Source organism: Methylobacterium sp. WL6 (assembly GCF_008040095.1).
In the GTDB taxonomy this organism is placed as follows: domain Bacteria; phylum Pseudomonadota; class Alphaproteobacteria; order Rhizobiales; family Beijerinckiaceae; genus Methylobacterium.
Genome location: NZ_VRVH01000186.1, coordinates 1 through 8,973, shown reverse-complemented (window position 1 = coordinate 8,973; position 8,973 = coordinate 1). Strand labels below are relative to the sequence as shown.

Sequence of the window (8,973 nt, the reverse complement as noted above, 5' to 3'; positions counted from 1 at the left end):
AGGCCCGGCGCCAGCACGTGGCCGGCGCAGTCGATCGTCCGCGCGCCCTCCGGCAGGCCGGGCGCCGCGCCCCAGGCGATGTCGGCGACGCGGCCGTCGCGGATCAGGACATGGCCCGGCCCTTCGCGGCCGTCGGCCGGGTCGAGGAGGGTGGCGTTGGTGAGGATCTGAGCTTGTTCGGTCATGGCCATCACGCGTTCGGCAGATGCGAGGCCAGCGCTTCCATCACCGCCATGCGCACGGCGACGCCCATTTCGACCTGCTCGCGAATCAGCGACTGCGCCCCGTCGGCGATGTCGGAGGCGATCTCGACGCCGCGGTTCATCGGGCCGGGATGCATCACCAGGGCGTCGGGAGCGGCGAGCGCGAGCTTGTCGGCGTCGAGGCCGAAATAGCGGAAATACTCCTTCACCGAGGGCACGAAAGAGCCGTTCATGCGCTCGCGCTGCAGGCGCAGCATCATCACGATGTCGCAGCCGTCGAGGCCCTTGCGCATGTCGGTGAAGACCTCGACGCCGAAGCGCTCGATGCCGGCGGGCAGGAGCGACGACGGGGCGATCACGCGGACGCGCGCACCCATCGCCTGCAGCAGGATCAGGTTCGAGCGCGCGACGCGGCTGTGCAGCACGTCGCCGCAGATCGCGACGCGAAGCCCCTCGATCCGCCCTTTGTTGCGGCGGATGGTCAGCGCGTCGAGCAGCGCCTGCGTCGGGTGCTCGTGGGCGCCGTCGCCGGCATTGACCACCGAGCAGTCGACCTTCCGCGCGAGCAGGTGCACGGCGCCGGCCGAATAGTGGCGCACCACGATGATGTCGGGCCGCATGGCGTTCAGCGTCGCCGCGGTGTCGATCAGCGTCTCGCCCTTCTTCACCGAAGACGAGGCCACCGACATGTTCATCACGTCGGCGCCGAGGCGCTTGCCGGCGAGCTCGAACGAGGATTGCGTCCGGGTCGAGGGCTCGAAGAACAGGTTGATCTGGGTGCGACCGCGCAGCGTCGCGCGCTTCTTCTCGACCTGACGGGAGATCGCCACCGCCGCGTCCGCGCGGTCGAGCAGCCCCTCGATGTCGGGACGCGACAGGCCCTCTATCCCGAGGAGATGCCGGTGGGGATAGTTCGGGTGCGTCGGCTGGCTCATCGCCTCGCGTGATAGGTCGCGCCCGATGCGACGGCAAGCGCGCGGCGCGGGACCGGGCTGGCAACTTTCGGCGGCGGCGATACGTAACCAGCCGAGACGAGGCGGCGAAGTGGTCGCCACTCGGACAATCAGGTGACACTCCCTTGGCAGCTTCCCCGGCGATTCCCTCCGGCACCGCGACGCCCCGCCGCGAGGCGATCTACCGGCATCCGCTGGTGATCCGCGTCGCGCACTGGCTCAACGCCGCCTCCCTGCTGATCCTGCTGATGAGCGGGCTGCAGATCTTCAACGCGCATCCGGCCCTGTACTGGGGTGCGAAGTCGACCTTCGACACCCCGGCGCTGGCGATCACCAGCGACACCGACGCCAAGGGCAACGCCCGCGGCATCGTGACGATCGGCGGCCGCACCTTCGACACCACCGGCGTGCTCGGGCTCTCGAAGGACCAGGGCCAGATGGCCGACCGGGCCTTCCCGGCGTGGAGCACGATCCCCTCGGGGCAGGATCTCGCCACCGCGCGGCGCTGGCACTTCCTGTTCGCCTGGGCGCTGGTGATCAACGGGGCGATCTACCTGCTCTACGGGCTGGTGTCGGGGCAGCTTCGCCGGCGGGTGATCCCGGACGGCGACCAGATCCGCGACTTCGGCGGCTCGGTGCGCGAGCACCTCACCCTGCACTTCCCCAAGGGCGAGGAGGCCAAGCGCTACAACGTGCTGCAGAAGCTGACCTACCTCGCCGTGATCGCCGGCCTTCTGCCGGTGATGGTGCTGGCCGGCCTCGCGATGTCGCCGGGCATGGACGCCGCCTGGCCCTGGCTGGTCGACGTGTTCGGCGGCCGGCAATCGGCGCGCACGATCCACTTCATCGTGGCCAACCTCCTGGTGCTGTTCGTGATCGTGCACGTGGTGCTGGTGCTGGTCTCGGGCTTCTGGAACAACATGCGCGGCATGGTCACCGGCTGGTTCGCGATCGAGAAGGACGGAGCGACCCCGCGATGAGCAACCTCGACCGCCGCCGCTTCCTCACCACCGTCGCCGCGCTCGGCGGCACCGCGATGCTCGCCGGCTGCGACCGCTTCGCCGGGTCCGCCTACGGCCCGCGGACGCTGAAGGCCGGCGAGGACGCCAACCTGTTCGTGCAGCGCTTGCTGCTCTCGAACGCCTCGCTGGCGAAGGAATTCCCGGATTCCGAGATTTCGGCGGTGTTCAAGCCGAACGGCACGATCGACCCGCCGGACAAGGCCTACAAGGCGCTTGCGGCCTCGAACTTCTCGACCTTCAAGCTCGAGGTCGGGGGCCTCGTCGAGCGACCGCAGAGCTTCGGCCTCGCCGACCTCCGCGCGCTGCCGTCGCGGACGCAGACGACCCGGCACGATTGCGTCGAGGGCTGGAGCTGCATCGGAAAATGGTCCGGCGTGCCGCTGGCCGAGGTGCTGAACCGCGCCGGGCTGAAGCTGCAGGCGCGCTACGTCGTGTTCCACTGCGCCGACACGCTCGAATATGCCGGCGGCGGCCTCGAAGCCGGCAAGGACGGCGCGTTCCTGCAGCCGGAGAACCCGAGCGCGGTGCGCCACGTCCAGGTGGCGGCCGCGGGCAACGATGCCGACGCCTGGGGCGGTGCCCCGGCCGAGGAGCCCGAGGAGACGCGCACGCCGATCCGCTACTACGAGAGCATCGACCTCACCGACGCCTTCCACTCGCAGACGATCCTCGCCTACGACCTCAACGGAAAGCCGCTCCCGGTCTCGAACGGCGCGCCCCTGCGCCTGCGGATCGAGCGGCAGCTCGGCTACAAACAGGCCAAGTACGTGATGCGGATCGAGGTGGTCGAATCGCTGGCCAGGATCGGCGACGGCCAGGGCGGCTACTGGGAGGACCGCGGCTACGAATGGTACGCCGGTATCTGAGACCGGCCCCCTCCCCCGCAGAGGGGGGGAGAATGCCCACCCGTACGCGCCTCGCGGCAGGCGCCCCGAACAGCCCCCCATTTGACAACCCGCGGGGCATGAACCACTTCATGCCCCGCGCAGGTCCGGCCCGGCCGCGGCGCGAAACCCAACAATTGGTGCGTTCCTGCCGCTGCTCGGGCTTTGACGAGAGGCTGTTTCGTCCATGAAAGTCGTCGTCGTCGAGTCGCCGGCCAAAGCCAAGACCATCAACAAGTATCTTGGCCGCGACTATGAAGTCATCGCCTCGTTCGGGCACATCCGCGACCTTCCGGCCAAGGACGGGTCGGTCGATCCCGAAGCCGATTTCAACATGATCTGGGAGCTCGACGCCCGCGGCTCGAAGCAGGTGTCCGAGATTGCCCGCGCCGTGAAGGGCGCGGACAAGCTGATCCTGGCGACCGACCCGGATCGCGAGGGCGAGGCGATCTCCTGGCACGTGCTGGAGGCGCTGACCGCCCGCAAGGTGCTGAAGGGCATCCCGGTCGAGCGCGTCACCTTCAACGCGATCACCAAGGCGTCGGTCGAGACGGCGATGCGGCAGCCGCGCCAGATCGATCAGGCGCTGGTCGACGCCTACCTGGCGCGCCGGGCGCTCGACTACCTCGTCGGCTTCAACCTGTCGCCGGTGCTGTGGCGCAAGCTCCCCGGCGCCCGCTCGGCCGGCCGCGTGCAGTCGGTGGCCTTGCGGCTCGTCTGCGAGCGCGAGGTCGAGATCGAGCGCTTCAAGCCGCGCGAGTACTGGTCGCTGGTCGCGACCCTCTCGACCGCAGACGGCGGCGTGTTCGAGGCTCGCCTCGTCGGGGCCGACGGCAAGCGCATCCAGCGCCTCGACGTCGGCAACGGCGAGGATGCGGCCGCGTTCAAGCGCGACCTCGAGCTCGCGACGTTCCAGGTCGCATCGGTCGAGGCGAAGCCCGCCAAGCGCCATCCGCAGCCGCCCTTCACGACGTCGACGCTGCAGCAGGAGGCGTCGCGAAAGCTCGGGATGGCGCCGGCGCAGACCATGCGCGTCGCCCAGAAGCTCTACGAGGGCGTCGACATCGGCGGCGAGACGGTGGGCCTGATCACCTACATGCGGACCGACGGCGTCGACATGGCGCCCGAGGCCATCGCCGACGCGCGCCGGGTCATCGGCCGCGAGTTCGGCGACAAGTACGTCCCGGGCGTGCCGCGCCGCTACAGCGCCAAGGCCAAGAACGCGCAGGAGGCCCACGAGGCCGTGCGCCCGACCGACATGGGCCGGCTGCCGAAGCAGGTCGCGCGGATGCTCGATCCCGAGCAGGCCAAGCTCTACGACCTGATTTGGACGCGGACCGTCGCCAGCCAGATGGAGTCGGCCGAGCTGGAGCGCACCACGGTCGACGTGACCGCCAGCGTCGGCCCGCGCCGGATCGACCTGCGCGCCACCGGCCAGGTCGTGAAGTTCGACGGCTTCCTCACCCTCTACCAGGAGGGCAAGGACGACGAGGAGGACGAGGACGGCAAGCGCCTGCCGCCGATGAAGGCCGGCGAGGCGCTGAAGCGCGAGCGCATCGCCTCGACCCAGCACTTCACCGAGCCGCCGCCGCGCTTCTCCGAGGCCAGCCTCGTCAAGCGCATGGAGGAGCTCGGCATCGGCCGGCCCTCGACCTACGCCGCGGTGCTCCAGACCCTGCGCGACCGCGAATACGTCAAGATCGAGAAGAAGCGCCTGCAGCCCGAGGACAAGGGCCGGCTCGTGACCGGCTTCCTCGAAAGCTTCTTCAAGCGCTACGTCGAGTACGACTTCACCGCCGACCTCGAAGGCCAGCTCGACCGGGTCTCGAACGCCGAGATCGACTGGCGCGACGTGCTGCGCGACTTCTGGCGCGACTTCTCCGCCGCCGTCGGCGGCACCAAGGAGCTGCGCGTCACCGAGGTGCTGGAGGCGCTGAACACGCTTCTCGGCGACCACATCTTCCCCGAGAAGGCCGACGGCTCGAACCCGCGCACCTGCCCGACCTGCGGCTCGGGCCAGCTCTCGCTGAAGCTCGGCAAGTTCGGCTCCTTCGTCGGCTGCTCGAACTACCCGGAATGCAAGTTCACCCGGCAGCTCTCGGCCGCGGGCATCGAGGGCGAGGGTGACGGCTCATCGCCGGACGGCAGCCCGCCCGGCACGCGGGTGCTCGGCAACGATCCGGTGACCGGATTGCCGGTGACGATCCGCGACGGCCGGTTCGGCCCGTTCGTCCAGCTCGGCGAGGCCTCGACCGAGAAGGACGCGGCCAAGCCCAAGCGCTCGTCGCTGCCGAAGGGTGTGACGCCGTCGATGGTCGACCTGGAGAAGGCGCTGCGGCTGCTGTCGCTGCCGCGCGAGGTCGCCCGGCACCCGGAGACCGGCGAGCCGATCCTGGCCAATCTCGGCCGGTTCGGGCCCTACGTCCAGCACGGCAAGACCTACGCGAACCTGGGCAAGGACGACGACGTGCTCGAGGTCGGCGCCAACCGGGCGATCGACCTGATCGTCGCCAAGGAACAGGGCGGCGGCCGCGGCCGCCCGTCCTCGGATCCCGGCCGCCCGATCGGCAAGGACGAGGCGACGGGTCGCGAGCTGGTGGTCAAGGCCGGCAAGTACGGCGCCTACGTCACCGACGGCGAGGTCAACGCGACCCTGCCGAAATCGATGGCCGCCGAGGCGCTGACGCTCGCCGAGGGCATCGACCTCGTCAACGCCAAGCGCGCGGCCGGCGGGGGCAAGCCGAGCCGCGGCCGCAAGGCCGCGCCGGCGCGGGGTGCGAAGGCCACGGCGCGCAAGCCGGCGAAGGCGGCCAAGGACGGCGAGGTCGGGACGGTGAAGACCGCTTCCAAAATTTCCGCCAAACCCGCCGCGAAGAAGCGCGCCACGCCGAAGGCCGCTGCGGGCAAGGCCGCTGCGAAGCCGGCCGCGAGCAAGAAGGCCAGCGGCTGAACCGCCGGCGGCGCGGCTTGCCGGCGGTCCGCGTCAGGCGCGTCGCAGGTCTTAGACGAGGTAGCTGATCGTCGCGGCGAAGGCCGTCGCGAATGTCGCCAGGGCGATCGTCGTCGGATTGACGAAGGCCGCGCGAGAGACGGGCGCAGCGTCCTGCTCGCATCCGAAGGCTTGCCCGGCGGCGCGCTCGAGGCGGGCGAGGATCAGGGTTCGGGCTTCGATCGAAGCAGTCGTCATCGTCGGCGTCCCAGCCCTCGTTACGGCAAAGATCTTGTGATATAATGCATGATCATGCCGCCGGTTCCGCGCGAAATTGCAGCGTGAGGCGATCTTAACCGGATCTGCGCATCACCCCGATGACGGTTGCATCGCAGCGTTTGGAGGGTTCGCGCTGCACATGCGAAGCTGCATAGCGGATTCGGCCTGCGATCGCCTTTGATGTTTCCGTTTTGTTCCGGTATCGTGAGCGGATGAAAGCCCATGCGAGACGTGACCCGAAGCCTGGAGCCCGTCGGTTGAGCGACGCCCCCATCGACCTGTTCGGGCCGGGCGCGAAGGCCGCTGCCCATTCTTCGCCCGCCCATTCTTCGCCGGCCAAGCCTTCGGCCACGGATCCCTCGCCCGCCGCGCCCCTGCCCTCGTCCGAGCGCCGGCGCAAGCCGACGGCGCCGATGGCGGCGCTCGAGCCGCTCGCCGGTCCGGAGGCCGGCTACACCGCGTCCGACATCGAGGTGCTGGAGGGGCTGGAGCCGGTGCGGCGCCGGCCCGGCATGTATATCGGCGGCACCGACGAGCGGGCGCTGCACCACCTGTTCTCGGAGGTGATCGACAATTCGATGGACGAGGCGGTGGCGGGCCACGCCAGCTTCATCGAGGTCGAGCTGGAGGAGACCGGCGCGCTCGTCGTCACCGACAACGGCCGCGGCATCCCGATCGACCCGCACCCGAAGTTTCCTGGCAAGTCCGCGCTCGAAGTCATTATGACGACGCTGCATGCGGGCGGGAAGTTCGACTCGAAGGTCTACGAGACCAGCGGCGGCCTGCATGGCGTTGGCATCTCGGTGGTGAACGCGCTGTCCGACCTCCTGGAGGTCGAGGTCGCGCGCAACCAGACGCTCTACCGCCAGAGTTTTTCGCGCGGTCATGCGCAGGGCGGGTTGGAAACCGTCGGGCGGGTGCAGAACCGGCGCGGCACGCGCATCCGCTTCCATCCCGACGCGCAGATCTTCGGCTCGCTGGCGTTCGACCCGCGCCGCCTGTTCAAAATGGCGCGCTCGAAGGCCTACCTGTTCGGCGGCGTCGAGATCCGGTGGCGGTGTGCGCCGGCGCTGATCGAGGGCACCGACATCCCGGCCGAGGCGGTGCACCGCTTTCCCGGAGGCCTGCGCGACTACCTCGCCCGCGACATCGAGGGCAAGGAGCTCGTCACCGACGCGATCTTCTCCGGCAAGATCACAAAGCCCGGCTCGCACGGCTCGCTCGAATGGGCCGTGGCCTGGATGGTCCACGACGACGGCGTCTCCGCCTCGTACTGCAACACCATCCCGACGCCCGAGGGCGGCACCCACGAATCCGGCCTGCGCGTCGCGCTGCTGCGGGCGCTGCGCGAGCACGCCGAGCGGGTGAACCAGGCCAAGCGCATGACGGCGGTGACCACCGACGACGTGATGGCGACCTGCGCCTCCATGCTGTCGGTCTTCATCCGCGAGCCGGAGTTCCAGGGCCAGACCAAGGACAAGCTCGCCACCGTCGAGGCGTCGCGCATCGTCGAGACCGCGATCCGCGACGCCTTCGACCATTGGCTCGCCGCGTCGCCGGCCCAGGCCAACAAGGTACTCGACTGGGTGATCGACCGGGCCGAGGAGCGCCTGCGCCGACGCCAGGAGAAGGAGGTCGCGCGCAAGACCGCGACGCGCAAGCTGCGGCTCCCCGGCAAGCTCGCCGATTGCTCGGCCGCCGGCACCGCGGGCTCGGAGATCTTCATCGTCGAGGGCGACTCGGCCGGCGGCTCGGCCAAGCAGGCGCGCGACCGGGCCACGCAGGCGATCCTGCCGCTGCGCGGCAAGATCCTGAACGTCGCCTCGGCCAGCCGCGACAAGCTCGGTGCGAACCAGCTCATCGGCGACCTGACCCTGGCGCTCGGCTGCGGCACCGGCGGTCAGTACCGCGACGAGGAGCTGCGCTACGACAAGGTGATCATCATGACGGACGCCGACGTCGACGGCGCCCATATCGCCTCGCTGCTGATCACCTTCTTTTACCGGCAGATGCCGAAGCTCATCGACAAGGGCCACCTCTACCTCGCGATGCCGCCGCTCTACCGGCTGCAGCAGGGCACCAAGACGGCCTACGCCCGCGACGACTCGCATAAGGAGCAGCTGATCAAGACGGTGTTCAAGAACGGCAAGGTCGAGATCAGCCGCTTCAAGGGGCTGGGCGAGATGATGCCGGCGCAGCTGAAGGAGACGACGATGGACCCGAAGAAGCGCATCCTGATGCGCGTCGCCGTCCTCGACGAGGCGCGCGAATCGACCGGCGACGCGGTCGAGCGCCTGATGGGCAACAAGCCGGAAGCCCGCTTCACCTTCATTTCCGAGCGAGCCGCCTTCGCCGAGAAGACCGACCTCGACATCTGAGCGGCCCGGCACGGCGGTCCGATCGGAGCCCGGCCGCGAGGCCGGGCTTTTTCATGCCCGCGATCCGACGACGAAAAAAGCCCGGCCTTTCGGCCGGGCTTCTCGGGTCGGGTCGAACCGCGGCTCTGGGCGAGCCGCGGCCGATCCGGCAGGTCCTAGTACGAGCCGAACTTGTAGTTCAGGCCGGCGCGCACGACGGCGAACTCGGTGCTGTTGTTGCGGTTCAGGCCGCTCTGCACGACGGTCACGCCCGGCGAGGTCAGGGTCACGGTGCCGGTCGAGTTGGAGGCGAAGGCGCCGTTGTTGCGGCCGCCCTGGTCGAGGT

General features: G+C 69.5%; 6 protein-coding genes and 2 pseudogenes. 4 read left to right on the top strand and 4 right to left on the bottom strand.

From position 1 onward, the window contains the following. Both FV230_RS19770 and FV230_RS19765 read right to left on the bottom strand, forming a co-directional pair. Window positions 1-191 (bottom strand): annotated as a pseudogene (locus FV230_RS19770) (dihydroorotase); the annotation flags it as partial. Further along, complete coding sequence (locus FV230_RS19765; RefSeq protein WP_147843600.1) at window positions 191-1,138, bottom strand: aspartate carbamoyltransferase catalytic subunit; 948 nt, start codon at window positions 1,136-1,138, stop codon at window positions 191-193. The gene FV230_RS19765 and the pseudogene FV230_RS19770, both read right to left, overlap by 1 nt. 143 nt (window positions 1,139-1,281) lie before the next feature. Here FV230_RS19765 and FV230_RS19760 point away from each other — a divergent pair, with 143 nt between their 5' ends. The 3 genes from FV230_RS19760 to topA all read left to right on the top strand — a co-directional run bounded on the left by FV230_RS19760 (window position 1,282) and on the right by topA (window position 6,012). Beyond that, window positions 1,282-2,136, top strand: a complete 855-nt coding sequence (locus FV230_RS19760; protein WP_246694929.1) for a cytochrome b/b6 domain-containing protein — start codon at window positions 1,282-1,284, stop codon at window positions 2,134-2,136. After that, window positions 2,133-3,044, top strand: coding sequence for a molybdopterin-dependent oxidoreductase (locus FV230_RS19755; RefSeq protein WP_147843599.1), 912 nt, complete (start codon window positions 2,133-2,135; stop codon window positions 3,042-3,044). Before FV230_RS19760 ends, FV230_RS19755 begins: the two co-directional genes overlap by 4 nt. 205 nt (window positions 3,045-3,249) lie before the next feature. Then, a complete protein-coding gene (gene topA / locus FV230_RS19750) occupies window positions 3,250-6,012 on the top strand; it encodes a type I DNA topoisomerase (protein WP_147843598.1) in 2,763 nt (920 codons plus the stop codon). A 51-nt stretch (window positions 6,013-6,063) separates the two neighbouring features. Here the strand turns inward: topA and FV230_RS19745 are convergent, their stop codons facing one another. After that, window positions 6,064-6,249, bottom strand: a complete 186-nt coding sequence (locus FV230_RS19745; protein ID WP_147843597.1) for a hypothetical protein — start codon at window positions 6,247-6,249, stop codon at window positions 6,064-6,066. 278 nt (window positions 6,250-6,527) lie between these two features. Here FV230_RS19745 and parE point away from each other — a divergent pair, with 278 nt between their 5' ends. Beyond that, window positions 6,528-8,648, top strand: a complete 2,121-nt coding sequence (gene parE, locus FV230_RS19740; protein WP_147729297.1) for a DNA topoisomerase IV subunit B — start codon at window positions 6,528-6,530, stop codon at window positions 8,646-8,648. A 155-nt stretch (window positions 8,649-8,803) separates the two neighbouring features. Here parE and FV230_RS30895 read toward each other — a convergent pair. Further along, window positions 8,804-8,973: pseudogene (locus FV230_RS30895) on the bottom strand (porin family protein); the annotation flags it as partial.